The 212-nt window shown below is 54.7% G+C and carries 1 protein-coding gene; it reads right to left on the bottom strand.

Annotated features, from left to right (window positions below; genetic code table 11):
* Positions 1-2: 2 nt before the first annotated feature.
* Positions 3-212 (bottom strand): hypothetical protein (locus GPK89_RS16850; RefSeq protein ID WP_252261712.1); only part of this gene is annotated, 210 nt, incomplete at its 5' end.

Here is a 212-nt window from a genome sequence, read left to right as displayed (position 1 = left end):
GGTTATCTGCCATTGTCCCTGTCCTCCTTTTTCCGGCGTTTGGAGTAGTAGCGGGGGCAGAGTATGATAACCGCCCGGAAGCTCTGCTTGCAGCTATGGGTACAGCCCCGGCAGAGGTCGTTGTATGTGATACGGTCGCAGGTGGTATTCCCGACTTTCACTTGCCGCAGGAAAAAAGACCATTCCAGCCGCCGTTTCTTGCTCATTCTTGG

It is taken from the genome of Gemmiger formicilis, from assembly GCF_018784445.1.
In the GTDB taxonomy this organism is placed as follows: domain Bacteria; phylum Bacillota; class Clostridia; order Oscillospirales; family Ruminococcaceae; genus Gemmiger.
Note: the sequence above shows the minus strand (reverse complement) of the source record. Positions and strands in the feature narration are given on the sequence as shown.